Source organism: Betaproteobacteria bacterium (assembly GCA_009693245.1).
GTDB lineage: Bacteria > Pseudomonadota > Gammaproteobacteria > Burkholderiales > SHXO01 > SHXO01.
The window spans coordinates 1-26,809 of record SHXO01000040.1; the positions used below are offsets into that span (position 1 = coordinate 1).

Genomic DNA, 26,809 nt, shown 5'->3' on the forward strand with positions numbered 1-26,809 from the left:
GAGTGAGTTGCTCGGCGCGCTCTTGTACATCGAAGAATCCAGGCTGCTTGGGTTTGGGTTGCTTCCTGCGTTTGTCTTTCTTCATCGGCCTCGGGATCACTTTGCGCTTCGAGGCTTTTTATCACATCGATTCCAAATGCTCTACTCTACAATGTTGAATTATTAGAGGTGCCATTAAGCAGATTCTGGCCGAACCCCATCCGAACGCTCAGATTCCGCCAGCGACGTTCTCCCACGGCATACAGGCCTTAATGGATCCGGCCGACGCGATGCGCGAAGACAGTGATAGGCCGGGTGCGTTGGCTCTACTCAACAGCGCCTTGGCGCGCGAAGGCTTCGAGGCTTTCTATGCCGAAGACAAGCAGTGCTATCTGCGGCACATCGCAACAAAGACGGTCGTGTCCGCAATGACGAATCCGCACCGCCCGTTCTCGGCCTCTGAGCAACGAATAAGGCAACAGATCCTCACCTACCTCGATACCGTATCAGAGGATGAATTCATCGAGGAGATTTTGCTGCCGCTGTTCCGGCAGTTGGGATTCCATAGAATCACGGCCGCCGGCCACAAGGACAAAGCATTGGAGTATGGTAAGGATGTGTGGATGAGATTCACCTTGTCGGCGCAGCATGTTCTTTATTTCGGCATCCGAGCGAAAAAGGGCAAGATCGATTCGGCTGGCGCCACCAGAGATGGCAGCGCCAATGTCGCCGAGATCCACAACCAAGTCACGATGATGCTGGGGCATGAGATTTTCGACCCCGAGATCGGAAAGCGTGTCCTTGTGGATCACGCCTTTATCGTTGCCGGCGGAGAGACCACCAAAGCTGCTAGGAACTGGCTTGGTAACAAGCTCGATGCTTCAAAACGCAACCAGCTTCTCTTCATGGACAGGGACGACTTTCTGAACCTTTATGTCGTCGCGAATCTACCACTCCCCAAAGGATCGATGCCGGAAGTGCCCACTTCCGAAGAAGATGAACTACCGTTTTAGTCGGACCAAAGCCTAAGGTTGAGCTGGTCAATGGATGATAGGCCCATGAGTGCGAGGTTCAGGCACATTTCGTTTTCCAGCAATTCGAGCACTCGGACGGCTGCCGGTGCGCCAACGGCGGCCATGGCCGGTGCTTCGAGGCGGCTAGCGACGGCCGAGCTTACCAGTTCTGGCATCCAGCGTTCAGCTATTGGCCTCGGAAATCGCGTCGGCGATTGCCTTGGAACTTACACCGCGTTTCCTTAACGCGCTGACAATTTGGGGCAAACGCTCAGTCTCTAACTTCGCGAGGTCTTTGCGTAGTCCTAAGCCAACGTAAAATTTAAGCAGCGCTTGGTAGCCCGAGAATCCAAGGAGTGGAGCGATTCGCTTTAAGTCCTTTACAACATCCTCCGGCATCCTCATCGTGATCGAGGTCATTGGCCGGTCCTTGCGTAATCGTTTATCAATTAGTTCAGTCGTCTTCATGGAGTTGTCTTTCCTCTCGTGTTGCTGGCCATGCCGAAATAATTCGGATGGCATCCTCTTCAAGTACTACGTGCACCACGCACAAAATGCTCTCGCCGTCCTCCGTGTAATCGATCGCTTTGTCTCTTGCTTAGGATCGTCTGGTGGCATCCACTACTCGAACGAACGGGTCCAAGAACACTTGGCAGGCCCGCTCAAAACTAACGCGGTGTTTTCTCCAGTTGGATTCCGCTTTCTTTCGGTCCCAGATGAAGTTGATTCCGCGGTAGCTGAAATGCTCATTCACGTCATCACTTTACCTATATGTAATGCGTTTGTACATACAATTATCATGCTAAACCAACAGTTTGGTCATGTGGATTTCCGGGGTATCCTTGGCCTATCCCGCTTTTACGTTACACGGGTCTAGTTGACGTCGCTCAGGACGAACGGACTTATTCAACGTTTTCTCAGTAATCCTCACCAAGCAGCGGAAACCCGCTAAGGACGTGGGGCTCGCCCACCGGATCGGCCGGTAATACGCACTCGGGCTTGAGTTGGCCGATGGATGACAAGCCCATCAGCGCCAGATTGATGCGCATTTCGTTTTCTAGTAGCTCAAGCATACGCACGACGGCGGATGCGCCGCCCGCGGCCATGGCCAGCGCTTCGAGGCGGCCGATGCCTACCGCATCGGCGCCCAGCGCCAGGGCTTTGAGGATGTCGGTACCGCGAAGGACTCCGCCATCCACTACGATGGTTGCGCGGCCTGCCACCGCGCGGACCACTTCGGGCAGGGTGTCAAGCGCGCCACGTGCCTGATCGAGCTGGCGGCCGCCGTGGTTCGACACATAGATGACTTCCACACCATGTTGTACGGCGAGTTCCGCGTCTTCCGCGCAGGCGATGCCTTTGAGCACCAGTGGGATTTTGAAGCGGCCTTTGATGCGCTTGACCAGTTCCCAGGTCATGGAAGGTTGAAGGGTGAACGGTGGTCCGGGCATCACCTTGCCATCGGGGCCTCGCCGGCTCAGCGGGACGTAACCCTTCAACACGTCACGCTCGCGGCGGCTGTGAACTTGGGTGTCCACCGTCAGGCAGAACGCCTTGTAACCGGCCGCTTCCGTGCGGGCGATGGTGTCCATCATCCAGGATTCCTCGCCCAGCACGTAGAGTTGGTAGATTTTGGCACCGGCACATTCGCGGGCGACCGTCTCGTAATCCGGGCTGCACGCGGAACTGAGCATCTTGATGACGCCGAAGGTTTCCGCCGCCCGCGCCGCCGTCAAACCGCCTCCGCGCTCGTAGGTTTGCAGGGACCCGATGGGTGCCAGGACCACGGGTATGCGCAGATCGGTGCCGAAAACGTTGCGCCGGAGATTGACCGAGGAAACATCGTTCATCACGCGAGCTTTTAACGCAAGGCGCTCGAAGGCCAGGCGGTTGCGCTTCACTGTAGTCTCCGTTTCCGCCCCGCCGGTGACGAAGTCCCAATCGCCGCGCGGTAACTTCGCGCGTGCGCATGCGACGATTTCTTGCAGAGTGTTGAAGGTCTGGGTCACTTGGATGTCTGATGTTGAGAGCAACTCGATCTTACCTCGCAGCTACTTGCCCGCTTCAAATTCTCCCTCACCCCATCCCCTACCCACGACCCCCCCCCAGTTCGGGCGGGGAGCACGACACACCCTTCTCCCTTCGGGAGAAGGGACGGGGATGAGGGAAGAGACACCACGACAAGTTCATGGACGCAATTCGCGACGAAAACGTCGTGGCATCTCTCCCGGAGGGCGAGGGGCTATCCGATGTGCTTTGGCATTTGCGGCGCGATGAAGGATTGCGACAATTCGCCTGAACCATCGAAGAAGTGTAACGCGCCGTCCTCGTCGCAGACCCAAACTTCCTTTGCTCCCGCGGCGAGATAGAGAAGCGTCTTGTGGCGCATTTCTTCCCAAGTATTAGAGGGTGACATGATCTCGACGCAAAGAACCGAGGCACGCAACAAGAATCCGCGCCCATCGGCATTCACTGCAAAATCCGGCGGGGCGGCGGATAAATCGGGCGCCTTGACACCATCGGCTGTTTGAAGACCTAACTCTGGCCAAATTCTCCAGCTTGGCAGATTGGCTTTGATGGCCGTCATAATCTTGTCCGCGCGATCCGCATGAAGAAAGCCAATCGGAGGGTTCATAATGATTTGCCCTTGTGCGTTGGTTTCCCATGGCGCATCGAGCTTGAGGCTCTGGCCGTACTCGATGGCAGCCTCGGCCAAAGGATTGGGAATGAGTCGTTGCGGTGCATTCATGGGCTGTCTGGACTAAATCGATTCAGCGGAATGATACAGCTTTGAAGCAAATGTCCTCGGTGGCGTCTTGCGCTCAACTCGCCGGTGGCCGCTGGCACTTCCAGCACGGCCCCATCGATCTCATCATGGGTGCGGAGGGCGAGGCGGGGATGATAGAGAATGCCGTGGAGTGCGCCTGGGAGAGATTCCAGGGGGTGCTGCCGGAACTCGTGACGGAGTTAAGAACATTGCGCATGCCGGTGGAACAGGGCGGGCAATTGTTCGGGACCATCGCATGCCGCATGGCCAGTGCCTGCGCGCCTTTCGCGCCGCTCTTCATCACCCCCATGGCTGCCGTCGCGGGCGCCGTGGCCGATGAGATGATCGAGTTCTTTCGGATACCCGGCATCGCCAAAGCCTATGTGAACAATGGCGGGGATATCGCTTTGCATCTCACGCCCAGCACGAGTTTCCGCGTGGGGATGTGCGCGGGCGGCGATAGGAAGCCTACCGCCCTGGATGGAGCTTTTGAAGTGCGCGCGGAGACTTCGGTTCGCGGCATCGCCACCAGCGGCTGGCACGGCCGGAGTTTCAGCTTAGGTATCGCGGACGCCGTGACGGTGCTGGCGGAAACCGCCGCGAAGGCGGATGCGGCGGCAACCATGATCGCGAACGCGGTCAACGCCGAGAGCCCGGCGGTGGTACGCCGCCCAGCCAACTCGCTCAAGGACGATACGGATCTGGGCGCCCGCCTGGTAACGGTGGAGGTGGGCAATCTCACCGCGGAGGAAGTCGCGCAGGCACTCGAGAACGGGCAGCGCGCCGCGCAGGGTATGATGACAACAGGATTAATCGCGGCCGCGGTGCTTAAGCTGAAGGGTGCCGTGGCCACCGTGGGCGCCGCCGGAGCGGCGCGGCTACTATAGTTTCTTACGTATTCACTGTTGACAGGATGGGAGAAGAAATTGCGAAACGATGGTCTGGTTTTGGGGGATCAACAAGGGGATCGCCTCTTGTTCCACCTGGGGGATAAACAAGGGGGTTCTCCCCTTGTTACTAACATGATTGTTGCCGAAGCGAGTGCATGCGTTTTGGTTCCGGCTATGACGGCTTTGGGTTAAAGGTATGAAGGCGAGAATCCGAAAACTTCTTGTTCAGACCGAAGAAACGCGCATGGAGATGGGCAAGATGATCGAGCCCCCTACCCGGCGCGCGGCGGCGGTCGCGGTAATCGAGAATCCCTACGCGGGGCGCTACGTGGAGGATTTGTCGGAGTTGATGGATATCGGCGAGGAACTGGGCGCTTTGTTGGGTGAACGGTGCGTGCAGGCGCTGGGGATTACGCCGAAGCAAGCCGAAAGCTACGGCAAGGCGGCTATAGTCGGCGTGGCGGGCGAGTTGGAGCATGCCGCCGCGATTCTCCATCCCAAACTCGGCGCGCCGTTGCGCAAAGCGGTCGAGCGCGGCGCGGCGCTGGTGCCCTCCTCGAAGAAAATGGGTACGGTAGGGACGGCCATCGACGTACCCCTGGGGCATAAGGACGCGGCTTTCGTGCGTAGCCATTTCGATGCCATGGAAGTGCGCGTGAGTGACGCGCCCCGCCCAGGCGAAATTGTGGTCGCCGTCGCGGTGACCGATAGCGGGCGGCCGCTTGCTCGCGTGGGTGGGTTACAGAAGCACGAGATCAAAGGGCAAGACGGTTTGAGATAACCACGACTTTCAAGAATGGGGAAAAAGAATGTTCATCGAACGGCCATGGCTCAAGCGTTACCCAGCAGGTGTTCCCGCCGATTTACCGCCACTACCCTTTGCAACGCTGCCGGACATGATCGAGCAGTGCGGCCGCAAGTTCACGGGAAAGGTGGCATTCGATAGCTTGGGTGCGCAACTCACTTTCGACGAGGTGTTACGTAAATCCGAAGCCTTTGCCGCCTACTTACAGAAAGGCCTGGGGTTGAAGAAAGGCGATCGTGTTGCCGTGATGATGCCGAACATGCTGGCGTATTCCGTGGCGCTCTTCGGCATTTTGCGTGCGGGAATGGTCGCGGTGAGCGTCAACCCGCTCTACACGGCGCGCGAAGTGGAAAACCAGATGAAGGACTCTGGCGCCGTGGCCATCGTCATATTCGAGGGATCCTTGCACGCGCTGGAAGAAGTGATCGGCAGAACTTCCATCAAACATGTGATCCGCACGGCCATCGGAGATCTCATGCCGGCCCTGAAAGGCATGATCATCAATCTGGTCATCCGCAAGGTGAAGAAGCTGGTGAAGCCCTACACCATGAAGGCAACTCCCATATCGGAGGCCCTGGCCAAAGGCGCGGGGCAGGCCATGGAAAAGCCCAAGCTCGCCAGCGGCGATTTCGCATTCCTGCAATACACGGGGGGCACCACGGGTGTTTCCAAGGGCGCGGCGCTGTCGCACGCCAATGTGCTGTCCAACGTGGAGCAGACCCGGCTTGCGGGCTTAACGCTGTTCAAGGAAGGCGAAGAGGTCGGCATTACAGCATTGCCGATGTATCACATCGCCGCCCTGGTGCTGAATTGCTTCTTCGTGTACCGGCTGGGAGGCAAGCAGATTCTCATCGCCAACCCGCGCGATATCGCGGGGTTCATCAAGATCATCGCCAAGAGCCGCTTCACTTTCATTCTCGGGGTCAATACCCTTTACAACGCCCTGGTGAACCACCCCAATATCGGAACGGTGGATTTTTCCAGATTGAAATTGAGCAGCGGAGGGGCGGCCGCCATTCAGGAGGTGGTGGCCAAGCGCTGGCAGCAGATCTCGGGTAAGGTATTGGTGGAGGGTTATGGTCTTACGGAAACCTCGGGAGCCGCCACTATTTGCCCGCACGATTTGCCCGCCTTTAGCGCTACGGTAGGGATCCCAGTACCGGGTTGTGACATACAAATCCGCGACGATTCCGGCAAGCCATTGCCGCTGGGGCAAGCAGGCCAGATCTACATCAAAGGTCCGAACGTGATGACCGGTTACTGGCAAAAGCCGGAGGAAACCGCGAAGGTGCTGGGCGCGGACGGTTTTCTCGCCACCGGTGACGTGGGCGTTCTGAGCGAAGATGGCATGCTCAAGATCGTGGATCGGGTGAAGGACATGATCATTGTCTCCGGTTTCAACGTTTACCCGAACGAAGTCGAGGATGTGTTGGCCAAGTGCCCCGGCGTGTTGGAGGCGGCGGCCATCGGCGTGCCGAGCAGCGAATCGGGCGAGGCGGTAAAGGTCTTCGTGGTGAAGAAAGATCCCGCGCTGACGCAAGAGCAGGTGAAGAGTTTCTGCCGCGAGCAGTTGACGGGCTACAAGATGCCGCGCGAGATCGAATTCATTGCCGCCTTGCCCAAGAGCCCCGTGGGCAAGGTGTTGCGCCGGGAATTGCGCGACGCCGCCAAGAAGAAAGCCGCCTAGGGTCATGATGAAACGCTTGTTCTGTACCGCCGCGCTCGCGGTGGCTTCTGTCGCCGCGGCGGCCCAGAAACCCATCCGCATCGGCGAGATCAATAGTTACTCCACCGTGCCGGCCTTCACGGTTCCTTACCGCAATGGCTGGCAGTTGGCGGTAGAGGAAATCAACGCCTCCGGCGGCGTTGCGGGCGGACGAAAAATTGAAGTGATCTCGCGAGACGATGCGGGCAAGCCCGATGATGCCATCCGCCACGCGAACGAGTTGCTCTCCAACCAGGCGGTGGAGATCCTCATGGGAACCTTTCTTTCCAATGTGGGCCTCGCGGTGAGCGATTTTGCCGCGCGCAACAAGATCCTCTTCGTCGCTGCGGAACCGCTCTCCGACGCAATCGTTTGGGAAAAGGGCAATCGCTACACTTTCCGGCTGCGGCCCAGCACTTACATGCAAGCCGCGATGCTGGTGGAGGAAGCGGCGAAACTCCCCGCGAAGAAATGGGCGACGATCGCCCCCAATTATGAGTATGGCCAGTCGGCGGTGGCGAGCTTCAAGGAATTGCTCAAGGCCAAGCGCCCCGACGTCGAGTTCATCGCCGAACAATGGCCAGCCCTGGGAAAGCTCGAAGCGGGGGCCGCCGTGCAGGCGCTTTCATCGGCGAAACCCGAGGCTATATTCAATGTGACTTTCGGCGCCGATCTCACCAGGTTCGTGCGCGAGGGCAACCTGCGCGGATTATTCGAAGGCCGCGGCGTGGTGAGCCTACTCACGGGGGAGCCCGAGTATCTGGACCCGCTAAAGGACGAAACACCAGAGGGCTGGATCGTGACAGGCTATCCTTGGGATCAAATCAAATCGGCCGTACACCAGAAATTCGTGGACGCCTACCGCAAGCGCTTCAACGATACCCCGCGCCTAGGCTCCGTGGTGGGTTACACCACCATGATGGCAATCGCGCAGGCCATCAAGAAAGCACAAAGCACTGAAACGGAGAAGTTGATCAAGGCATTCCGCGGATTGCACGTGGACGGAGTTTTCGGCCCCATCACTTTTCGCGCGGTTGACCATCAATCCACGTTTGGGGGCTTCGTCGGTCATTTGAAGTTGGAAGGCGGCAGAGGAATGATGGTGGATTGGCGCTACGCGGACGGAAAGGATTTCCTGCCCGCTGACGGTGTCGTGAAAAAACGGCGGCCACAAGAAGCGCAAAGATAACCGCCCTCAACCCATCGCCCCGCTGTCAGCCATTCGGCGATGACATCGAAGCCTGGCGAGATTTCCTGCACAGGAGCTTGCGGGTTGAGTCTTCGCTGCGAAGACAAACTCATGTTTCGGAAATACTATTAGAGGCTATTAGAGCCCCCTAGACGCTGCTTGCCCGTGGCATGGCGAGTGCGAAGTGCTGGCCACGGGGTGCTGGATATTGGTTGCGTGCCCAGCGAAGACGTTGCGCGGCTACGGTACCTGATGCACCCCGGGACCGGAGACCATAATCATGAAGATGTTGTTGTCTGGATGTCTTGCCGGGCTATGCTTGGCATTCGTCAGTGCGTACGCGCTACCCGTTCTGAATCTTGGCGCGGTAGGCGCCCAAGGCAAAACCGTCCACAGCGTCAAGTTTGCCCCCCAAGCCTGTGGTTCCCTTCGTTGCAGCGGCAACCAACTGGAACTGGTTCACGCCATAGCCAGCGCGGGGTTGCAAACCTTACGAAACCGCGCCGTAATTCGTGATGACCCACATGAGTTGTTCGGCGAACGAGCCCAAGTGCCGTTGGGTTGCCACGCTACCCCCGAGGGTTGTTTTTCATTGTCCCCATGGGGAAATGTGCCGGGTGCCTACGTGCTACTTAGATGCGAGTGCCCGTTGAAGTAACGAGCACGCCATATTCTTGGCTGTGATCGCTCCCCTTCATTCGCACGCGAAGTCCCCTTGAGTCTCAGCCCGTTGGTAACATGCGGGGCAGTCATTGCTTCCGACCCAGCGTGCTCATCCAGTTCCTAACCGGCCTATCTCACGCCTCGACCCTGTTTCTGGTCGCCTCCGGGCTTTCGATTATCTTTGGCGTGACCCGCATCGTTAATTTCGCGCACGGCTCTTTCTACATGCTCGGAGCCTACGCGGCGTATTCGTTGAGCGCGATGCTGATGAAGGAGTGGGGGAACGCGCCGGGTTTTTGGGGCGGCATCGTGCTGGCGGCGTTGTGCGTCGGCGTGGCGGGCGTGTTGATGGAGATGCTTCTGCTTCGCCGCATCTACCGGGCACCGGAGATCTTTCAATTGCTCGCCACCTTCGGTGTGGTGTTGGTGGTGCAAGATCTCGCCTTGTTCGTTTGGGGCCGGGAGGATCTTCTCGCACCGCGCGCACCAGGGTTGCGGGGAACGTTCGAGATCCTCGGCGAGCGCTTTCCGCAATATCACCTGTTTCTGATCGTCATTGGCCCCATCGTCCTCGGGTTATTGTGGTTGCTGTTTCACCGCACGCGCTGGGGGATATTGGTGCGCGCCGCCACCGAGGATCGCGAGATGGCCGCTGCCTTGGGCGTGAATCAACGCTGGTTATTCACCGGTGTGTTATTTCTCGGCTCCGCCTTGGCGGGACTGGGCGGCGCTCTGCAAATCCCAAAGGAGGCTGTCAACCTCCAGATGGACGTGAGCATTATCGTGGAAGCCTTCGTGGTGGTGGTGATCGGCGGCTTGGGTAGCCTCATGGGCGCCTTCCTCGCCGCGTTACTGGTGGGTGAGATCAACGCCTTTGGAGTATTGGTTTTTCCAAAGTTGACCATAGTGCTGACCTTCCTGGTGATGGCGGTGGTGCTTGTGATACGCCCCCATGGGTTGCTGGGCAAGCCAACCGCTTCGCGCCGAAGTTCGGAGTTCGCCACCGAGGCGCCCATCCAACGCGCGGACCCGCAGATGCGTTTCGGCGCGCTACTCGCGGTAGGCCTGCTGGTGTTGCTGCCATTCATGGCAGGGAACTATGCGCAAGGATTGGCCGCCGAGATGATGATCTTTGCCCTATTCGCCGCCAGCCTGCATTTCGTGATGCACACGGGAGGCATGGTGTCCTTCGGCCACGCCGCCTACTTCGGTATTGGGGCGTACACGGCCTCATTATTGGTGACGAAAGCCGCTGCCGGCACTCTGGCGGGACTCCTCGCCGCGCCATTCGTGGCGGCGGCCGCCGCCCTGGTATTCGGATTTTTCTGCATCCGCTTAAGCGGTGTCTATCTTGCGATGCTGACTCTTGCTCTCGCCCAGATCGTGTGGTCCGTGGTCTTTCAATCCGCCTGGACGGGAGGGGATAACGGCATTCTCGGAGCGTGGCCCGAGGGACTATGGGCCTCGAAAGCGGCGTACTACTATCTTACGGCTGGTCTCACGCTCGCCAGTTTGTACCTCATTCGCCATCTCGTCTTCACCCCTTTTGGCTATGCATTGCGGGCGGGTATGGACTCGCCTTCGCGCGCGGAGGCCATTGGCATCGATGTGCGCCGTCTTCAGTGGGGCAGTTTCGCCGTGGCGGGGGCCTTCGCGGGGCTGGCGGGTGGCTTGCACGCATTCCACAAGGGCAGCGTGTTTCCCAACGTGCTGTCCATACCGCAATCCGTGGATGCGCTGGTGATGGTGTTGCTCGGCGGCCTGCAAACCTTGATTGGGCCGGTGGTGGGGGCAGGCCTGTATCACGTTCTGCAAACGGAAATCATGCGAGCCACGGAATACTGGCGGATCATCCTGGGCCTCACCATCATCTTGCTGGTGGTGCTCTTTCCGCAAGGCGTGGCAGGTTTCATCCACTCGCGTTATTCCAGGCACGCGCGATGAGCTTGCTGGAGGTGCGCGACCTCGGAAAATCCTTCGGCGGCGTGCGCGCCGTGAACGGCGTTTCCTTCTCGCTGGAGCGCGGAGAACTTTTGGCCCTCATCGGACCGAACGGGGCGGGGAAGTCCACCTGCTTCAATTTGATCAACGGGCAACTCACGCCGCACGCGGGAAGCGTACTCCTCGATGGGGTACCGGTCTCGCGCCAACCGCCGCGTGCGATATGGCGCATGGGCGTTGGACGCACCTTTCAGATTACGGCGACTTTTGGTTCCATGACCGTGCGCGAGAATGTGCAGATGGTGCTGCACTCCGCCGCTCGCAATCTATTCAATGTCTGGTCCCGGGCCGCAGCGTCGTTCCGGCAAGAAGCCGGCGAGTTGCTCGCTCAAGTGGGGATGAGCGAGCAGGCGGAACGCCCTTGCAACCTGCTGGCTTACGGCGATCTGAAACGCGTGGAACTGGCGATGGCTGTCGCCCACGAACCCAAATTGCTGCTGATGGACGAGCCCACCACGGGGATGAGCCCCCAAGAGCGCCATGATCTGATGGTCTTGACCGTACGCCTGGTGCGTACGCGCAACATGGGCGTGCTTTTCACCGAGCACAGCATGGATGTCGTGTTTACCCATGCGAGCCGGATCGTGGTCATGGCACGCGGGCAGATCATCGCGCAAGGCTCCCCCGCCGAAGTGCAATCCAACGCGGAAGTGCGAACGTTGTATCTGGGCAGCGGCGCGGGTTTGGAGAAGACGGTGCCATGACGCCATTGCTTCGCGTGCGAAATTTGTGTGCCCATTACGGCCGCGCTCAGATTCTTTTCGGCTTGTCCCTCGATGTGGGCGAAGGTGAAGTCGTGGCCTTGACCGGCCGCAATGGCGCGGGTAAATCCACGACCTTCAAAGCCATCATGGGGCTTCTCGAAGGGACTCAGGGCGAGATCCTCTTTCGCGGCCAGAACATCCTAGGGCGGGAAGCTTTCGAGATTGCCAGCCTTGGTTTGGGTTACGTTCCCGAGGAGCGGCGCATTTTCACGGAGCTGTCAGTCTTGGAAAACTTATCCGTGGGGCGGCAACCCGCTCGCAGCGGTGCGCTGTCGTGGACCACCGAGAAGCTCTTCGCCTTGTTTCCCAATCTTGGCGAGATGCCCGCCCGTGGAGGAGGGCATATGAGCGGCGGCGAACAACAGATGCTGACCGTGGCCCGCACCTTGATGGGCAATCCATATCTGGTCCTGTTGGACGAACCTTCCGAGGGACTTGCCCCCAAGATCGTGGAGGATATGGCTCGCACGATTCTGCAACTCAAGCGAGAGGGCCTGAGCGTGCTATTGTCCGAGCAGAACCTGCATTTCGCCGAAATGGTAAGTGACCGGGCCTACGTTATGGAAAAGGGGCAGATCACGCAATGAGCGCCATCGTACTGGTGGTTGAGGATCATCCGATGTTTCGGGATGCCTTGACCGATTTGGTACGCGCATGGTTGGGCGTCACGCCGGTGGCGGCCAGTTCCGCAGTTTCGGATTGAGTTTCCTTCAGATCCCGCCTCACGGCGGTGCCCTTGCCCTTCTCCTTGCCTTCGGCACTGCGTAGCGGGGTAAGACGCACCACCGGTGCGGCAAAACCTGGCCATAGGACTTTCACCTATGAAGTAACGCGCCATGCACAGCGCGCACGCCAAGCTTAACAGGCCCACCGCAGGGGCCGAAGGCCGCCGTGGTGGGTCCGGTTGAAGCGATAGTGGGCTGATGGGATGAGTTCAAGTGCATGCACTACTCCGATCACAGCATTGATGATGAATCAGGGCGTCAAGTGCGCGGAGCCACTCTCTCTGACTGCAATCCACCGCAGACTTATGCGATCTCTCGAATAACTAAATGCCTTTCCATATTGGCGACATAAAATTCCCACTGACCATCCCAGGCCACCTCTACTACGTGGCACTTCTTTGGTACGTAGTGAGATGCATCAATCTCTAAATCGAACCGCACAGCCTCTCCCTTTCCCACGTGACCCTCAAAGTTATTGGGGTACACGTAGAGGAGGGGAACGAACTGGTCGGCGTCCTCCGATATTTGACCAAAGTTCAGAACACTCTCTCTGGTAACAACCACTCTTGAAGGGGCATCTCCTTCGTTTGCCCAACGAAACTGTAGAGGCACTGGCAGATAGATCGGCTGGAATTCCCCAGTTGGATATCTCCGTGCAATGCCTTTCAACAGAACCCGACAACTCTGCACAGTGAGCCATGGCCTGAGATTGACGACCTTCAGATGGTAGTAGATTGCCTTGGTACCGCCACTTGGCTGCGTCACGCCAGGTATCGTAAGTCTAGTTGCACTCCCTCGCAGTCCCTCTTTCGTGATTAGAAGCTCTGGAGGAGCGAGGAAGGCCCTTACCTTCTCACCCCAAATTGCCATGATTGCGACGGCAACGGTACCAATAGCCGATGCCCATTCAGCGACTCTCATGATTTCCTTCTGTGCATAGGGCCGAACGCAATATAAACGACACGGCCTTTCCGCTAAAGCCGGCTTTAGCTGATAAGTTGGAGGGCGGATCGCTCATAAACCCTCTTGCCATAATAAGATTCCATGGGATAGCTGAATATCCAACCAGGTTTAATGAAACCCGCAAACCGAACAAACTTTGAACCGTTGCCGCCCATCCCGGACCGTACACCGGTTTCACCGCGCCTCCTTCAACTGCTCCAATATCGCCGGGTTTTCCAAGGTGGAGACATCCTGTGTAATCGTCTCGCCCCTGGCCAAGGAGCGCAGCAAGCGCCGCATGATCTTTCCCGAGCGGGTCTTGGGTAAATTATCCCCAAAACGGATTTCCTTCGGTTTGGCGATGGGGCCGATTTCCTTGCCGACCCAGTCACGTAGCTCTTTTGCCATTTTCAGTGCGGCATCGCCGGTGGGGCGGGGACCTTTGGTGACTACGAAGGCGACTACCGCTTCGCCCGTTAAGTCATCGTGGCGGCCCACGACGGCGGCTTCGGCGACGAGTTGCGTGTTGGCGACCAGGGCCGATTCGATTTCCATGGTGCCCAGGAGGTGGCCGGAGACGTTGAGCACGTCGTCGATGCGGCCCATGATGGTGAAGTAGCCGGTGTCCTTGGCGCGCACGGCGCCATCGCCCGCGAGGTAGAGTTTGCCACCCATTTCTTCGGGAAAATAAGTCTTCTTGAAGCGCTCAGGATCGCCCCAAATGGTGCGCACCATGGCGGGCCACGGGCGCTTCACCACTAGGCGGCCGCCCACGCCATTGGGTTCGTCATGACCGGTTTCATCCACGATGGCCGCCATGATCCCGGGCAAGGGCAGAGTGCATGAGCCGGGCACGAGAGGAGTGGCGCCCGGTAGCGGGGTGATCATGTGGCCGCCGGTTTCCGTTTGCCAGAAGGTGTCCACGATGGGGCAGCGCGTGCCGCCAACGTTGTGGTAATACCACATCCAAGCTTCCGGGTTGATGGGTTCACCCACGCTACCCAGCAATCGCAGCGAGGAGAGATCGAAATTGCGCGGGTGGGCCTTGGGGTCGGTTTCCGATGCCTTGATGAGGGAGCGAATGGCGGTGGGCGCGGTGTAGAAAATGGTGCATCGATGGCGCTTGACCATCTCCCAGAAGCGGCCCGCGTGCGGGTAGACGGGAACGCCTTCGAAGACGATTTGCGTGGCCCCCGCGGCGAGCGGGCCATAGGCTACGTAGGAGTGGCCCGTGACCCAGCCGATGTCGGCTGTGCACCAGAACACGTCCGTGGATTTGATATCGAACACCCACTTCATGGTGAGCGCGGCCCAGAGTAGATAACCGCCCGTGGCGTGCTGGATGCCCTTGGGTTTTCCGGTGGAGCCGGAGGTGTAGAGGATGAACAGCGGGTGCTCGGCGTTGACCCACTCCGGCTCGCACACGTCGCTTTGCTTGGCCTCCAACTCGTGCCACCAATGATCGCGGCCTTGCGTCATGTTGGCGGGATTGCCTGTGCGCCGGTACACCACGACGGAATGGACGGCTTCGCATCCGCCCATGCCCAGCGCCTCATCGACGATGGATTTGATGGGCAGGGATTTGCCGCCGCGCATCTGCTCATCGGCGGTGATGACGGCTACCGCACCAGCATCGATGATTCGCTCTTGCAACGACTTCGCGGAAAATCCTCCAAAGACCACCGAATGCGTGGCGCCAATACGTGCGCACGCTTGCATGGCCACCACGCCTTCGATGGACATGGGAATGTAGATAATCACCCGGTCGCCCCTGCGGATGCCAAGCGCCTTCAGCGCATTGGCAATCCGGCACACGCGCTGGTGCAGGGCTTTGTAGGTGATGGAGGTGACCTTGCCATCGTCCGCCTCGAAGAGGATGGCGGTCTTGTCGGGTTGCGTTTTGAGGTGGCGGTCCAGGCAATTGTAGGAAGCGTTCAGCTCGCCATCGTGGAACCACTTGTAGAAGGGCGCGTTGGATTCGTCGAGTATCTGGGTGAAGCCCTTGTGCCATAGCAGATGCTCCCGTGCTTGGCGTGCCCAGAAGCCTTCGTAGTCGCGCGCGGCTTCATCGCACAGCGCCTGGTAGGCCACCATGCCGGAGACGTTGGCTTGCTTGGCAAACTGCGCTGGGGGTGCGAATACGCGCGACTCGCGCGAGACGGATTCGATAGTACTCATGAGGGCTCCCTGAAATTGAATGCTTGTGCTCCGATTATAGCGATGCGCTCCTATTCAAGACCATACGCAACATGCTCGCGTGCTAAACTTCGCGTCTTCTTTGCTGCCCCTTGACCTGCGGCTTCGTGCCGGCGCCATGACTATCCCATGACTACGATTACCCAGGAAGATTTGATCGGCAGCGTCGCTGATGCACTTCAATTCATCTCGTACTACCATCCGAAGGATTTCGTCCAGGCGCTTGGCGCTGCCTATGCGCGCGAGCAATCGCCGGCCGCCAAGGATGCCATCGGGCAAATCCTGACCAACTCGCGCATGTGCGCGGAGGGCCGCCGCCCTGTGTGCCAGGACACGGGAATCGTCGTGGTGTTCCTGAAGATTGGCATGAACGTGCGCTGGAATGCCACGATGAGCGTGACCGATATGGTCAACGAAGGCGTGCGCCGGGGCTACATGGACGAGAACAACAAACTGCGGGCTTCCATCGTCGCGGACCCCATCGGCGCTCGCAAGAACACGCGCGACAACACGCCGGCGGTAGTGCACATGGAAGTGGTGCCCGGCGATACCGTCGAAGTCACGGTGGCCGCCAAGGGTGGCGGTTCCGAGAATAAGGCCAAGTTCACCATGTTGAATCCCTCGGACAGCATCGCCGATTGGGTATTGAGCGTGGTGCCGCAGATGGGAGCGGGCTGGTGTCCCCCCGGCATGCTGGGCATTGGCGTGGGCGGCACGGCGGAAAAAGCCATGGTGCTCGCCAAGGAAGCGTTGATGGAATCCATCGACATGCACGAACTGAAGGCGCGCGGGCCCAAGAACAAGCTGGAGGAACTGCGCATCGAGTTGTACGACAAGGTGAACGCGCTGGGCATCGGTGCTCAAGGCCTGGGCGGTTTGACCACGGTGCTGGACGTGAAGATCAGGGACTATCCTACGCACGCCGCCTCGCTCCCAGTGGCCATCATTCCAAATTGCGCCGCGACGCGGCACGCCCACTTCGTACTGGACGGCAGCGGCCCCGCCAAGCTGGAAGCGCCGAGCTTGAGCGACTGGCCCGACGTGCAGTGGAAGGCAAGCGATTCGGCGCGCCGGGTGAATCTGGCCACCGTGACCAAGGAAGAGGCGGCGGCTTGGAAGCCCGGTGAAACGCTGCTGCTGAATGGCAAGATCTTGACGGGCCGCGATGCCGCCCATAAGCGGATCGCCGATTTGTTCGCGCGCGGCGAGAGCTTGCCAGCGGGGGTGGATTTCCGCAACCGCTTCATCTATTACGTGGGGCCCGTGGATCCCGTGCGTGACGAGGTGGTGGGCCCGGCGGGACCGACCACCGCCACGCGCATGGACAAGTTCACGGACATGATGCTGGAGAAGACCGGATTGACCGGCATGATCGGCAAGGCCGAGCGCGGCCCCAAGGGCATCGAAGCCATCAAGAAACACCGGGCTGTCTATCTCATGGCGGTGGGCGGCGCGGCCTATCTGGTGTCGAAGGCCATCAAATCCGCGCGCGTGGTGGCTTTCCAGGATCTGGGCATGGAAGCCATCTACGAATTAGAAGTCAAGGACATGCCGGTTACCGTCGCCGTGGATTCCAATGGGGCCTCGGTGCATGACACTGGCCCCGCGGAATGGCGCGCGAAGATCGGCAAGATCCCAGTAGTCACTGCGTGAGGCGTAAGGCGTGAGGCGTGAGGCGTGCCGTGGTGGCGCGAAGTGGCGAAGCCACTTAACGCAGGTAAAAGTTCAATGGCGGGCCTCCCCGCATTGCAAGGTAGTGAACCTGGTCAGGTCCGGAAGGAAGCAGCCACGACTATTTACTGCAAGTGCCGGGGGTAAGGCTCGCCACCCTATTCGGTGGTCCGTGATTCGTGGTCCGTTGTCCGTGGGCGTGGGTGAACCGCGCGGAGCACGCAGCACGCATCACCGGCCACGGAGTGAAGCTCCATGACCCAGACCCTCGCTCTGGCGCGCAAGTACCGCCCGCGAAGCTTCGGCGAATTGGTGGGGCAAGAGCACGTGGTGCGTGCATTGAGCAACGCGCTGGCACAGGCGCGCTTGCATCACGCCTATCTTTTCACCGGTACGCGGGGCGTGGGGAAGACCACGCTGGCGCGCATCCTGGCGAAGGCGCTCAATTGCGAAACCGGCGTCAGCGCGCAACCTTGCGGCCAATGTGGCGCTTGCAAGGAGATCGATGGCGGGCGCTTCTTGGACTTGCTGGAGTTGGACGCCGCTTCCAACACCCAGGTGGACCAAATGCGCGAGCTGCTGGATAACGCTTTGTACGCGCCCACCAAGGGCCGCTTCAAGGTGTACATAATAGACGAAGTGCACATGCTCTCGCGCAGCGCCTTCAACGCCATGCTGAAGACCCTGGAGGAGCCGCCGGAACACGTGAAGTTCATTCTTGCGACCACGGACCCGCAGAAGGTTCCCGTCACGGTTTTGTCGCGCTGCCTGCAATTCGCACTGAAGCAAATTCCCCAAGGCGAAATTCGCCGCCAGATGGCGCATGTGCTGGAGCGCGAGAACATTGCGTTCGAGAACGCGGCGCTGGCCTTGCTGGCACGCGGCGCCCAAGGCAGTTTGCGAGATGGCCTGAGTTTGCTGGATCAAGCCATCGTGCATGGCGCTGGCAAGGTGGAAGAGCAAAGCGTGAGGGAAATGCTGGGTTCGGTGGATCGCGGCCGGCTTTTGGCGCTGCTGGACGCCCTGGCCGCGGGGGATGGCAAAGCCCTGATCGCCATCGCCGATGAATTGCTGGCCCTGGGTGCCTCCTTCGATTCGGTACTGGAGGAGATGGCCTCCATGCTGCACCGCCTGGCGTTGGCGCAATCCATCCCAGAAGCTTTATCGGAGGACGAGCCGGAGTTGGAAGCCTTGAGGCGCTTGGCGCAGGCGATTTCACCGGAAGAGCTTCAGTTGTACTACCAGATCGCCTTGCACGGTCGTGACGATCTGGGTTTGGCACCCGATCACCATGCTGGCTTCACCATGACGGTGTTGCGCATGCTGACTTTCAAAACGGAGGCGGGCGCGCCTCCGGCGAGGACCACCGGCGCGGGGGAGCGAAAAGCGCCCGCACCAGTCCCCGTCAAGCACATGAAGGCGCTGGCTGAGAGCCCGAATCAAACGGCACCGAATGTCGCGATGATCGAGGATTGGCCGGCACTCCTGGCGTCACTCAAGTTAGGTGGCATGGCGGCGATGCTGGCGCAGCATTGCGTATTGACGGAGCAATCTGAACGCGGCCTGGCCTTGCGGCTGCCGGAAGCGCATAAGCATCTGCTGGACAAGGCCTACCGCGACAAACTGCAAGTCGCCCTGGAAACCCAATTGGGAAGAAAGCTCCAGTTGCAAATTTTGGTCGGAGATACCAGCGGCTGTTCGCCCTCGGAACTACAAGAGGTTGAGCGGCGCGCCAAGCAAGAGAAGGCCATCGCTGCCATCGAGTCCGATCCGTTCGTGCGCGAACTGGTGGAAAATTTCGATGGGCGTATAGTCAGCGACTCCATCAAACCGTTGCAGTAGCAGGACACGATTTTATTTTTAGATTAGGAGAGACCATGCTGAAGGGTCAACTGGCGGGCCTGATGAAACAGGCTCAGCAGATGCAGGACAACATGCGCAAGATGCAAGAGCAACTTGCGGCGATGGAAGTGGAAGGCCAAGCCGGAGCGGGAATGGTCAAGGTTGTCATGACCTGCCAGCACGACGTGAAGCGCGTGGCCATCGACCCGAGCGTGATGGGTGACGACAAGGATATGCTGGAAGACCTGGTGGCCGCCGCCGTCAACGATGCCGTAAGGCGCGTGGAAGCGGCGAAGCAAGAAAAGATGGGCGGAATGACGGCGGGGCTTGGGCTGCCACCGGGATTCAAGCTACCTTTTTGAACGCGGCTCTACATTCATTGCAAGCGCGGTCGTAATTCAGGCGGACGATGAAACGCGATGCCCTTGCTACCGGTGACTCCTCCGCGCTCGGCGTCCTGGTGAGCGCGCTGCGCTGTTTGCCAGGCGTCGGGCCGCGCTCGGCGCAACGCATGGCGTTCCATCTGTTGCAGCGCGACCAAGACGGTGCCGCGCAACTTGCGCAGTCCTTGACGCAAGCGCTGGCGCTCATCCGGCATTGCGAGCGCTGCAACAGTTTCACCGAGGCGCAGTTCTGCGGTTTGTGCAGTTCGGCGCGGCGCGACCAAAGTCTGCTCTGCGTGGTGGAAATGCCAGCCGACCAGCTTGCCATGGAACATGCGCATTGTTTCAACGGGCTGTACTTCGTGCTGATGGGGCGGCTCTCGCCCCTGGATGGTATCGGACCGAAGGAAATTCACCTCGACCGCTTGCTCAAGCGCGCGGCCGATGGTGTTGTGCACGAAGTAATCCTCGCCACCAACTTCACTGTCGAGGGCGAGGCGACGGCCCACTATATTGGTGAGATGTTGAAGAATAGACAGATCAAAGTCAGCAGAATCGCAAGAGGATTACCCGTGGGAGGCGAGCTGGAATACGCCGACGTGGGCACCGTGGCACAGGCCTTCGCCGAGAGGCGGCAAGCTTGACGCGCGCTTCCACCAGTTCCACCAGGACAACGCCCGCGCGCAGCGCATCGCGTGCTCGACCCAAGGCGAGAACCGGATCAGCATCGCCTAGAACGGCGCCCGCGGCGGCTAAGCCACGGCGGCAAGGGCCTACCCCTACACTGCGCGCGGGAGCGCGCGGTGTTTCCGACCAGAAGCGCGTCCGCCACCGCCAATCCCAACTGGAGAGTGCTCCGGAGAAAATTCAAAAAGTGCTGGCGCAGGCCGGCTTTGGCTCGCGCCGCGAGATGGAAGAATTCATTCGGGAAGGCAAGGTACGGGTCAATGGCAAGGCCGCGCTGCTCGGCATGCGCGTGAACGCCGGGGATCTGATCAAGGTAGGCCGCCGCCAAGTGACGGTGCGGCCCATGGGAAAGCTCCCGCGCGTCATCATCTATCACAAGCCCGAAGGCGAAATTGTCAGCCGCGACGATCCCCAGGGCCGTCCCAGCGTATTCGAAAAATTACCCGAGCTTAGGCTCGGCAAGTGGCTGGCCATCGGGCGCTTGGACTACAACACCTGCGGACTTCTGATTTTCACGACATCCGGCGAACTGGCCAACAGGCTCATGCATCCGCGCTACGAAGTGGAGCGTGAATATGCGGTGCGGATTCTGGGCGAACTCAACACCGAGCATATGCGCGTTCTCACCCATGGCGTGCGCTTGGATGATGGTGTGGCGCGGTTCGACTCCATTACCGAACAAGGCGGCAAAGGCGTGAACAAGTGGTACCGGGTCATTCTGCGCGAGGGCCGCAACCGTGTCGTGCGGCGCATGTTCGAAGCCATCGGCATGACGGTGAGCCGGCTGATGCGAGTGCGCTTTGGCGAAATCATATTGCCTCCGCGCCTCAAGCGCGGCGCGCACTTCGAGCTGGAGGACGAGCAGACGGCGCAAGTGATGGAGTGGGCGGGCTCGCTGGAGCCCGTCTCACGCGAGCGGTAAATCCTTGGCGTTCAGTAGAAAGACTTCTTCTTCCCCAGTATCCGTGGCGAACCACAGGAAGGGGAGTTTGGGATAGGCGGCTTCCACCGCCGCCTTTTCCCCACCCACTTCCACCAACAACACGCCTTTCGGCGTCAGGTGGCGCGGGGCCTCGTGCAGTATTCTTCGCACGATATCCAAGCCATCGTCTCCCGCCGCCAGACCCAGCGAGGGTTCATGGCGGTACTCCGGGGGTAGGGCCGCCATGGCCTTCGTGGTGACGTACGGGGGATTGCTGATGATGAGATCGTAGCGCGCGTCCGGTACGGCTTGGAACAAGTCCGATTCGACCAGCCGCACGCGATCATGCAGTCGATACTCCCCAACATTTATCCGTGCCACGGCCAGGGCTTTAGCCGAGCAATCGATCGCGTCCACCTGGGCCTCTGGAAATGTCTGGGCCAGCAAAATGGCGAGACAGCCCGATCCGGTGCATAGGTCCAGGGCACGCCGAACGCTTTGGGGCTCTGGAATCCATTGGCCGAGTGCATCATCCAGCAATCCCGCGATATGGGAGCGCGGGATCAGCACATCTTCATTCACCGTGAAGCGGCAGCCGTTGAGCCAAGCCTCTCCCGTGAGGTAGGAAGATGGTTTGCGCTCCACCACGCGGCGCTCGATCACGCTCAGCACTTGGCTCACCTCCCGGTGCAGCAGGCGCGAATCCAGAAAAGGTTCCAGGCGGTCGATGGGAAGATGCAGAGTATGCAGAACCAAGTAGGCAGCCTCGTCGTACGCGTCGGTGGTGCCGTGCCCAAACACGAGCCCAGCCTCCCGAAAGCGGCTCACCGCAAAGCGCAGGAGATCTCGCACCGTGTGCAACTGGTCCGCGGCTTCAGCGAACACCCAATACCATCGTGATGGCTTCGAAGTAGATGTCGCTTAAGCGGCCGATGTCGCTTGCCACGATGTGCTCGTTGCGCTGGTGAATGGTGGCGTTCACGGGACCAAGTTCCACCACTTCGGGACAAATCCTGGCGATGAAGCGCCCGTCGGAAGTGCCTCCGGTGGTGGAAAGCTCTGGTGGCTTACCGGTGACTTGCTCAATGGCTTGCGACAATGCCGTTACCAACTTCCCGCGCGGCGTGAGAAAGGGCATGCCGGAGAGCGACCAATCGATTTTGTAATCCAAGCCATGACGGTCAAGGATCGCATTCGTGCGCTGCTTGAGCCCTTCCAGCGTGCTAGACGTGGCAAAGCGGAAGTTGAACAGCACCGTCAATTCGCCAGGGATCACGTTGTTGGCGCCGGTGCCGGCGTTGATGTTGGAGATTTGCCAGGTGGTGGGCGGAAAGTATTCGTTACCTTGATCCCAGGTTTCGCGCGCGAGTTCCGCCAGCGCGGGCGCGGCGAGATGCACGGGGTTCTTGGCGAGGTGAGGATAGGCGACATGGCCTTGCACGCCATTCACCACCAAGGTGCCAGATAGCGAACCGCGCCTGCCGTTCTTGATGACATCGCCCAAGCTGTGGGTGGAGGTGGGTTCGCCAACGATGCAGTAATCGATGCGCTCGCCCTTCGATTCCAGCCAGTCCACCACCCGAACGCTGCCGTCCACCGCCACGCCTTCTTCGTCCGACGTGATGAGAACAGCCAGCGAACCTGGATGCTCTGGATATTGCGCCACGAACTTTTCCACCGCCACTACGAAGGCCGCGATGGAACTTTTCATGTCCGCGGCGCCGCGGCCGTAGAGCTTGCCGTCCTTGATTTCCGGCACGAATGGGTCCGTGTCCCATTTGTCCAGGGGGCCAGGAGGTACCACGTCGGTGTGCCCGGCGAAGCACAGGAGCGGGCTTGTGCTGCCGCGCCGCGCCCATAGATTGTTTACCTCACCGAAGGCAAGCCGCTGCACGGAAAACCCCAGCGGCTGCAAGCGCTCCGCGATCAGATCCTGGCAAGCGTCGTCTTGCGGCGTGACGGAGCGGCGGCGAATGAGCGCTTGCGTGAGCGCGAGGGCGGTAGGCATGACCGTCGTGAGTGTGACCAGTGAGAGTGAAAACTGGGCGGAGGATAACATTCCCGCACGAGGGGCTTCGCAATGCATATAAAATCCCCTCATTCACCTCAACCGAAGGAGGGCCAGATGCGCCGGTTCAACGATTTCCGTCCCGCGGGTGTGATCCCGGCCACGCTGCTAGCGCTCAACGACAACATGAGCATCAACGAGCGCCAGACGCGCAAGCATGTTCGCGATTGTGCGCTGGTGGATGGCGTGAGTGCCGTCACGGTCAATGGCCACGCCTCCGAGGTGCATGCCTGCACTTTCGATGAGCAGCGGCAGATCCTTGCTGGCTGCCTGGCGGAAGTGGGAGACAAGGTGCCCCTGGTCAACGGCGTCTATGCCGACGGGAGCATCGAGGCCGCGCGTCTGGCGGCCATGGCGGCGAAAGAGGGGGCCTCGGCGCTTCTCGTGTTCCCGCCCAATAGCATGTCCATGGGCGGGCAACTGCGGCCGGAAATGGCCCTCACGCATTACCGGCACATCGCGGATGCCACGGATTTGCCTCTCATCGCCTTTCAATATCCGATGGCGGGCGGTCTGGGCTATCCCTTCGGCACGCTGCTTGAACTCTTCGACAAGATTCCCACCATTCAAGCGATCAAGGACTGGTCCAACGATGCCATGCTGCACGAGCGGCATGTGCGTACTTTCCAAAGCCTGCCGCGCCCTGTCAATGTTCTGACAACGCATTCTTCCTGGCTCATGGCTTCGCTCACCATGGGTTGCAACGGGTTGCTGTCAGGAGCGGGATGCGTCATCGCCGATTTGCAGGTGGCACTCTTTCGCGCCGTGAAGTCCCATGATCTGAAGACGGCGCAAGCGATCAACGACCGAATCGTGCCGCTGTCCCAAGTGTTTTATGCGCCGCCCTTCCTGGATATGCACAACCGCATGAAGGAAGCGCTGGTGCTGCTGGGCCGCTTGGACAAGGCCGTGGTACGACCGCCCTTGGTCAAGCTCGAAAGTGGCGAGATCGCGCGGATCAAGCATGCGCTTGACGAGGCCGGCATCGCCCGCGAGGGCGCGCTCAAGCTGGCGGCCTGAGGCGTCATGCGTTACGAATTGTTCTACTGGCCCTCCATTCAAGGACGGGGAGAATTCGTGCGGCTGGCCTTGGAAGACGCGTGCGCGGATTACGTGGATGCCGCCCGCCAGCCTGGGCCGGACGGTGGCATCGCGGCCATGCAGAGGCTAATGGATGGAAAGGTCATTGACCGGCCGAGTTTCGCGCCCCCATTTCTGCGCGCGGGAAAGTTGGTCATTGGGCAGACCGCCAACATATTGCAGTACCTGGGGCCCCGCCTGGGGCTGGCACCGGATTCGGAGGCGGGCCGGCTATGGACCCACCAGATACAGCTTGTGATCACGGATTTTTTGGTGGAGGCGCACGATGCCCACCACCCCATCGCCAATAGCTTGTACTACCACGAGCAAAAGGCGGAGGCGCGCCGCCGCACGGGACATTTCATCGAAGAGCGCATCCCGAAGTACTTTGGCTACTTCGAGGGAATTCTCGCGGGTAACGCCAGGGGCTACATGGTGGGCCGCTCCCTCACCTACGCGGACCTGTCCATTTTTCAAATCGTCGCGGGCATGCGCTACGCGTTCCCGCGCACCATGACGAAGCTCGCGAGCCGGTTCGCGGGATTGATGGCCCTGCACGAGCGGGTTGCGAAGCGCCCCAATGTGGCTGCCTACCTGGCGTCGGAGCGGCGGATTGCGTTCAACGAGAACGGAATTTTCCGGCACTACCCAGAATTGGAGGAGTAGAGAATTGTTCGGCCGCCGCGCCAACTGATGTGGAATATACTGCCGCCCCAAATTCTGGCGGTAGGTAAGCCAAACATGCAATTAATCCCAATCAAACGGGCAAGCGGTGCCCGCTAAGAAGACGCCCGCGGCACGGCCGGGTCCAGCGCGCAAGACGGTGCGGGCAGTTGGCCAGGCGCGAGCACCTAAGCGCGAAGCCAGCCGCAGCGTGGAGCGCGCCTTGCAGATTTTGATCGAGATCGCCAAAACTCCCAGGCCCACTAGCTTCGCCGATCTGCAAAAAGGCTTGAGCCTACCCAAGGCGACGCTGCATAAGCTTTTGTCCGCCTTGGAGTAGTGGAACTTCCTGAAGCGCGACGAGGACTCCGGAAAGTATGCGATCGGGCTTGCGGTTTTTGAAGTAGCCGCGGGAGGCTCGGCCCCCACGGACATTCGTGCTTTGGTCAACCCGATATTGCGTAATTTATAGCGCGAATACGATGAAGCATGCAACCTTGGAATCCTCGACGGGGGGAGATGGTTTATCTCGACCGGGTGGACCCACCGGATCAAATGGTGCGTTTGGCAAATCTGGTTGGCCGCAGAATCCCGGCCTATGCCGCGGCGGGCGGCACGGCGGTCCTGGCATCCCTCTACGATGAGGCCATCTTGACGTTGTTCCCCTCGGTGCTGCCGCTTGCCCCCACGCGCAACACCGTGCGTACGCGAGAAGAGCTACAACAACGGCTCGCCGAGGCGAGGGAAAAAGGCTATGGCATCGACCTGGAAGAGACTTTTACTGGCGTGAGGGGTGTGGGCGTGGCGGTATCGGTGGCGGGCTGGCCGGCGATTGCCATCAGCTTCACCATACCATTGCAGCGCGCGACCATCGAAAGGCTGCGCGAATTGGCCAAGCCTCTGAAGTTGGCCGCGAGCGAAATCGAAGCGATCCTCAAGCGCACGACTCCTCCGAGCTAAGTTGGATCTCGGGCTAGCACTCGATAGTGGCGAACTGCCCTCGAAAGTAAGCCAGCGGTTTTCCCTCCAACGCTTCGGCGGCTACCACTTTTCCGATGAAGATCGTATGGTCGCAGCTATCGTAGGCGTCCGCGAACCGGCATTCCAGCCACCCGATGGCCTGCGCGAGTATCGGTACGCCCAAACGTGCCAAACGGTAATTGAGGTTCGAGAATTTGTCTTCCGTCTTGCTGGCTAAGATGCGGCATATTTCTCTCGATTCGGCCGAGTCGCCCATTATGTTGATGGCAAACGCGCTGGAACGAACCAGTTGCGAATGCGTGTTGCTGGTGCGTGCCAGGCACACCAGCATGGTAGGGGGATCCAAACTCCGGCTGGAGACCGCATTCGCGGCGCAACCGTAGGGTTGTGAATCCACCAGTGTGGTGACCACCGTTACCCCCGTAATGAAAGTCCCGGCCACCCGGCGAAGCGTGGTAGGACTCTACGGACAATTCCGGGTGAGGGGGTGGGGTGTCGTGGATCGTATTCAATTAGGAACTAAGTTCTCAAAGTGTCGAATGGCTTTTATCATCTTATTGGCTGGGTGCTCAAGTGAAATGATGACCCGCTGAAAATGCAGATCCCGGCACGAGAGTGCTCAGGAAGGAGGAGCGGGCTGCGCACAGCCAGGAAGGGTCCTGGGCTGGACGGCGCTTGGCGAAAAAGTCGTGAAACGAAAATAGAAACTCGGTTCTTTAATCTATAGGGCACCTCTAATAATTCAGCATTCTAGAGTAGTGTGTATGGAATCGATGTGATAAAAAGTCTCGAAGCGCAAAGTGATCCCGAGGCCGATGAAGAAAGACAAACGCAGGAAGCAACCCAAACCCAAGCAGCCTGGATTCTTCGATG

The 26,809-nt window shown here is 59.6% G+C and carries 26 protein-coding genes, 1 other RNA gene and 2 pseudogenes; 18 read left to right on the plus strand and 11 right to left on the minus strand.

Annotation, left to right across the window (positions count from 1 at the left end):
* The first annotated feature begins 173 nt into the window (after positions 1-173).
* Positions 174-992 (plus strand): annotated as a pseudogene (locus EXR36_08305) (hypothetical protein).
* On the opposite strand, the gene EXR36_08310 reads toward EXR36_08305, so the two are convergent.
* The 5 genes and pseudogenes from EXR36_08310 to EXR36_08330 form a co-directional block, all read right to left on the minus strand.
* Positions 989-1,168, minus strand: a complete 180-nt coding sequence (locus tag EXR36_08310; GenBank protein ID MSQ59630.1) for a hypothetical protein — start codon at positions 1,166-1,168, stop codon at positions 989-991. The pseudogene EXR36_08305 and the gene EXR36_08310 overlap by 4 nt on opposite strands.
* Before the next feature lie 7 nt (positions 1,169-1,175).
* A complete protein-coding gene (locus EXR36_08315) occupies positions 1,176-1,460 on the minus strand; it encodes a hypothetical protein (GenBank protein MSQ59631.1) in 285 nt (94 codons plus the stop codon).
* Positions 1,447-1,746 (minus strand): annotated as a pseudogene (locus EXR36_08320) (BrnT family toxin). The gene EXR36_08315 and the pseudogene EXR36_08320 overlap by 14 nt, the downstream one beginning before the upstream one ends.
* A gap of 163 nt (positions 1,747-1,909) precedes the next feature.
* Positions 1,910-3,043: an alpha-hydroxy-acid oxidizing protein gene (locus tag EXR36_08325; protein ID MSQ59632.1), complete on the minus strand. Its 1,134-nt coding sequence runs from the start codon at positions 3,041-3,043 to the stop codon at positions 1,910-1,912.
* A gap of 191 nt (positions 3,044-3,234) precedes the next feature.
* Positions 3,235-3,741: a Uma2 family endonuclease gene (locus EXR36_08330; protein MSQ59633.1), complete on the minus strand. Its 507-nt coding sequence runs from the start codon at positions 3,739-3,741 to the stop codon at positions 3,235-3,237.
* 50 nt (positions 3,742-3,791) lie between these two features.
* On the opposite strand from EXR36_08330, the gene EXR36_08335 reads away from it, so the two are divergent.
* From EXR36_08335 to EXR36_08365, 7 genes are all read left to right on the plus strand, one after another.
* Positions 3,792-4,646 carry a UPF0280 family protein gene (locus EXR36_08335; protein ID MSQ59634.1) on the plus strand — a complete coding sequence of 285 codons (855 nt, stop codon included), beginning with the start codon at positions 3,792-3,794 and terminating at the stop codon, positions 4,644-4,646.
* A gap of 199 nt (positions 4,647-4,845) precedes the next feature.
* Positions 4,846-5,430, plus strand: a complete 585-nt coding sequence (locus EXR36_08340) for an amino acid synthesis family protein (GenBank protein ID MSQ59635.1) — start codon at positions 4,846-4,848, stop codon at positions 5,428-5,430.
* Positions 5,431-5,464: 34 nt separating this feature from the next.
* Positions 5,465-7,141: a long-chain-fatty-acid--CoA ligase gene (locus EXR36_08345; protein MSQ59636.1), complete on the plus strand. Its 1,677-nt coding sequence runs from the start codon at positions 5,465-5,467 to the stop codon at positions 7,139-7,141.
* Between the two features lie 7 nt (positions 7,142-7,148).
* The gene (locus tag EXR36_08350) at positions 7,149-8,348 is read left to right on the plus strand and encodes an ABC transporter substrate-binding protein (GenBank protein ID MSQ59637.1); all 1,200 of its coding nucleotides are present in this window, start codon (positions 7,149-7,151) and stop codon (positions 8,346-8,348) included.
* Between the two features lie 738 nt (positions 8,349-9,086).
* Positions 9,087-10,955 (plus strand): ABC transporter permease, encoded by a 1,869-nt coding sequence (locus EXR36_08355; protein MSQ59638.1) that lies wholly within the window; start codon positions 9,087-9,089, stop codon positions 10,953-10,955.
* Positions 10,952-11,716 carry an ABC transporter ATP-binding protein gene (locus EXR36_08360; GenBank protein ID MSQ59639.1) on the plus strand — a complete coding sequence of 255 codons (765 nt, stop codon included), beginning with the start codon at positions 10,952-10,954 and terminating at the stop codon, positions 11,714-11,716. Before EXR36_08355 ends, EXR36_08360 begins: the two co-directional genes overlap by 4 nt.
* Complete coding sequence (locus EXR36_08365) at positions 11,713-12,363, plus strand: ABC transporter ATP-binding protein (protein ID MSQ59640.1); 651 nt, start codon at positions 11,713-11,715, stop codon at positions 12,361-12,363. The genes EXR36_08360 and EXR36_08365 overlap by 4 nt, the downstream gene beginning before the upstream one ends.
* Positions 12,364-12,388: 25 nt before the next feature.
* Here EXR36_08365 and EXR36_08370 read toward each other — a convergent pair whose 3' ends face one another.
* From EXR36_08370 to acs, 3 genes are all read right to left on the minus strand, one after another.
* Positions 12,389-12,595 carry a hypothetical protein gene (locus EXR36_08370; GenBank protein MSQ59641.1) on the minus strand — a complete coding sequence of 69 codons (207 nt, stop codon included), beginning with the start codon at positions 12,593-12,595 and terminating at the stop codon, positions 12,389-12,391.
* Positions 12,596-12,804: 209 nt separating this feature from the next.
* Positions 12,805-13,422: a hypothetical protein gene (locus EXR36_08375; protein ID MSQ59642.1), complete on the minus strand. Its 618-nt coding sequence runs from the start codon at positions 13,420-13,422 to the stop codon at positions 12,805-12,807.
* A gap of 216 nt (positions 13,423-13,638) precedes the next feature.
* Positions 13,639-15,621, minus strand: a complete 1,983-nt coding sequence (gene acs, locus EXR36_08380; GenBank protein ID MSQ59643.1) for an acetate--CoA ligase — start codon at positions 15,619-15,621, stop codon at positions 13,639-13,641.
* A 147-nt stretch (positions 15,622-15,768) separates the two neighbouring features.
* On the opposite strand from acs, the gene EXR36_08385 reads away from it, so the two are divergent.
* The 6 genes from EXR36_08385 to EXR36_08410 all read left to right on the plus strand — a co-directional run bounded on the left by EXR36_08385 (position 15,769) and on the right by EXR36_08410 (position 21,144).
* Entirely contained in the window at positions 15,769-17,292 is a 1,524-nt protein-coding gene (locus tag EXR36_08385) for a fumarate hydratase (GenBank protein MSQ59644.1), read from the plus strand.
* Between the two features lie 77 nt (positions 17,293-17,369).
* Positions 17,370-17,468, plus strand: an RNA gene (ffs, locus tag EXR36_08390) — signal recognition particle sRNA small type.
* 97 nt (positions 17,469-17,565) lie between these two features.
* The gene (locus tag EXR36_08395; protein ID MSQ59645.1) at positions 17,566-19,152 is read left to right on the plus strand and encodes a DNA polymerase III subunit gamma/tau; all 1,587 of its coding nucleotides are present in this window, start codon (positions 17,566-17,568) and stop codon (positions 19,150-19,152) included.
* 35 nt (positions 19,153-19,187) lie between these two features.
* Complete coding sequence (locus EXR36_08400; GenBank protein ID MSQ59646.1) at positions 19,188-19,514, plus strand: YbaB/EbfC family nucleoid-associated protein; 327 nt, start codon at positions 19,188-19,190, stop codon at positions 19,512-19,514.
* A gap of 47 nt (positions 19,515-19,561) precedes the next feature.
* On the plus strand, positions 19,562-20,179 hold the full coding sequence (recR, locus tag EXR36_08405) for a recombination protein RecR (protein MSQ59647.1): 618 nt from the start codon (positions 19,562-19,564) through the stop codon (positions 20,177-20,179).
* A complete protein-coding gene (locus EXR36_08410; protein ID MSQ59648.1) occupies positions 20,101-21,144 on the plus strand; it encodes a pseudouridine synthase in 1,044 nt (347 codons plus the stop codon). The genes recR and EXR36_08410 overlap by 79 nt, the downstream gene beginning before the upstream one ends.
* On the opposite strand, the gene EXR36_08415 is transcribed toward EXR36_08410, so the two are convergent.
* Positions 21,130-22,029, minus strand: a complete 900-nt coding sequence (locus EXR36_08415; protein MSQ59649.1) for a 50S ribosomal protein L3 N(5)-glutamine methyltransferase — start codon at positions 22,027-22,029, stop codon at positions 21,130-21,132. The two genes, EXR36_08410 and EXR36_08415, sit on opposite strands and share 15 nt — an antisense overlap.
* Positions 22,019-23,152: a succinyl-diaminopimelate desuccinylase gene (locus EXR36_08420; protein MSQ59650.1), complete on the minus strand. Its 1,134-nt coding sequence runs from the start codon at positions 23,150-23,152 to the stop codon at positions 22,019-22,021. The genes EXR36_08415 and EXR36_08420 overlap by 11 nt, the downstream gene beginning before the upstream one ends.
* Positions 23,153-23,269: 117 nt before the next feature.
* Between EXR36_08420 and EXR36_08425 the strand changes: the two genes are divergently transcribed.
* The 4 genes from EXR36_08425 to EXR36_08440 all read left to right on the plus strand — a co-directional run bounded on the left by EXR36_08425 (position 23,270) and on the right by EXR36_08440 (position 25,915).
* Positions 23,270-24,232 carry a dihydrodipicolinate synthase family protein gene (locus EXR36_08425; protein ID MSQ59651.1) on the plus strand — a complete coding sequence of 321 codons (963 nt, stop codon included), beginning with the start codon at positions 23,270-23,272 and terminating at the stop codon, positions 24,230-24,232.
* A gap of 6 nt (positions 24,233-24,238) precedes the next feature.
* Positions 24,239-24,958: a glutathione S-transferase gene (locus EXR36_08430; protein MSQ59652.1), complete on the plus strand. Its 720-nt coding sequence runs from the start codon at positions 24,239-24,241 to the stop codon at positions 24,956-24,958.
* A gap of 106 nt (positions 24,959-25,064) precedes the next feature.
* Positions 25,065-25,295 (plus strand): hypothetical protein, encoded by a 231-nt coding sequence (locus EXR36_08435; GenBank protein MSQ59653.1) that lies wholly within the window; start codon positions 25,065-25,067, stop codon positions 25,293-25,295.
* Between the two features lie 149 nt (positions 25,296-25,444).
* Positions 25,445-25,915, plus strand: a complete 471-nt coding sequence (locus EXR36_08440; GenBank protein MSQ59654.1) for a hypothetical protein — start codon at positions 25,445-25,447, stop codon at positions 25,913-25,915.
* A gap of 13 nt (positions 25,916-25,928) precedes the next feature.
* Here EXR36_08440 and EXR36_08445 read toward each other — a convergent pair whose 3' ends face one another.
* Positions 25,929-26,378, minus strand: coding sequence for a flavin reductase (locus EXR36_08445; GenBank protein MSQ59655.1), 450 nt, complete (start codon positions 26,376-26,378; stop codon positions 25,929-25,931).
* Positions 26,379-26,809: the final 431 nt, after the last annotated feature.

What these genes read in the sequence shown, in the direction of transcription:
- EXR36_08440 (MSQ59654.1), top strand. Translation starts at nt 25,445, where the DNA reads ATGCAACCTTGGAATCCTCGACGGGGGGAGATGGTTTATCTCGACCGG.
- EXR36_08360 (MSQ59639.1), top strand. Translation starts at nt 10,952, where the DNA reads ATGAGCTTGCTGGAGGTGCGCGACCTCGGAAAATCCTTCGGCGGCGTG.
- EXR36_08310 (MSQ59630.1), bottom strand. Translation starts at nt 1,168, where the DNA reads ATGCCAGAACTGGTAAGCTCGGCCGTCGCTAGCCGCCTCGAAGCACCG.
- acs (MSQ59643.1), bottom strand. Translation starts at nt 15,621, where the DNA reads ATGAGTACTATCGAATCCGTCTCGCGCGAGTCGCGCGTATTCGCACCC.
- EXR36_08330 (MSQ59633.1), bottom strand. Translation starts at nt 3,741, where the DNA reads ATGAATGCACCGCAACGACTCATTCCCAATCCTTTGGCCGAGGCTGCC.
- EXR36_08425 (MSQ59651.1), top strand. Translation starts at nt 23,270, where the DNA reads ATGCGCCGGTTCAACGATTTCCGTCCCGCGGGTGTGATCCCGGCCACG.
- EXR36_08430 (MSQ59652.1), top strand. Translation starts at nt 24,239, where the DNA reads ATGCGTTACGAATTGTTCTACTGGCCCTCCATTCAAGGACGGGGAGAA.
- EXR36_08400 (MSQ59646.1), top strand. Translation starts at nt 19,188, where the DNA reads ATGCTGAAGGGTCAACTGGCGGGCCTGATGAAACAGGCTCAGCAGATG.
- EXR36_08420 (MSQ59650.1), bottom strand. Translation starts at nt 23,152, where the DNA reads ATGCCTACCGCCCTCGCGCTCACGCAAGCGCTCATTCGCCGCCGCTCC.
- EXR36_08315 (MSQ59631.1), bottom strand. Translation starts at nt 1,460, where the DNA reads ATGAAGACGACTGAACTAATTGATAAACGATTACGCAAGGACCGGCCA.
- EXR36_08350 (MSQ59637.1), top strand. Translation starts at nt 7,149, where the DNA reads ATGAAACGCTTGTTCTGTACCGCCGCGCTCGCGGTGGCTTCTGTCGCC.
- EXR36_08395 (MSQ59645.1), top strand. Translation starts at nt 17,566, where the DNA reads ATGACCCAGACCCTCGCTCTGGCGCGCAAGTACCGCCCGCGAAGCTTC.
- EXR36_08365 (MSQ59640.1), top strand. Translation starts at nt 11,713, where the DNA reads ATGACGCCATTGCTTCGCGTGCGAAATTTGTGTGCCCATTACGGCCGC.
- EXR36_08355 (MSQ59638.1), top strand. Translation starts at nt 9,087, where the DNA reads ATGCGGGGCAGTCATTGCTTCCGACCCAGCGTGCTCATCCAGTTCCTA.
- EXR36_08385 (MSQ59644.1), top strand. Translation starts at nt 15,769, where the DNA reads ATGACTACGATTACCCAGGAAGATTTGATCGGCAGCGTCGCTGATGCA.
- EXR36_08340 (MSQ59635.1), top strand. Translation starts at nt 4,846, where the DNA reads ATGAAGGCGAGAATCCGAAAACTTCTTGTTCAGACCGAAGAAACGCGC.
- EXR36_08335 (MSQ59634.1), top strand. Translation starts at nt 3,792, where the DNA reads ATGTCCTCGGTGGCGTCTTGCGCTCAACTCGCCGGTGGCCGCTGGCAC.
- EXR36_08375 (MSQ59642.1), bottom strand. Translation starts at nt 13,422, where the DNA reads ATGAGAGTCGCTGAATGGGCATCGGCTATTGGTACCGTTGCCGTCGCA.
- recR (MSQ59647.1), top strand. Translation starts at nt 19,562, where the DNA reads ATGAAACGCGATGCCCTTGCTACCGGTGACTCCTCCGCGCTCGGCGTC.